1 protein-coding gene is annotated in these 234 nt (G+C 44.9%); it reads left to right on the top strand.

Translation table 11 applies throughout. The features are described 5' to 3' along the window. The coding region (locus ACTHS3_RS18705; protein WP_440368911.1) for a hypothetical protein at positions 1-234 on the top strand (234 nt) is incomplete at both ends.

The following is a 234-nucleotide window of genomic DNA, read 5'->3' as shown; positions in this document are numbered from 1 at the left end:
ATCCGCTCATGGTCTTACGGCGAAGTTAAAAAGCCTGAAACCATCAACTATCGTACGTTCAAACCTGAGCGTGACGGTGTGTTCTGCGCCAAAATCTTTGGTCCGGTCAAAGACTACGAATGCTTGTGCGGAAAATATAAACGCTTGAAATTTAAAGGTGTAACCTGTGAAAAATGTGGCGTGGAAGTGACTTTGTCCAAAGTACGCCGTGAACGCATGGGTCATATCGAATTG

The sequence above is a fragment of the Neisseria sp. P0009.S007 genome, from assembly GCF_051962515.1.
This window is presented reverse-complemented; position numbering and strand designations above follow the sequence as displayed.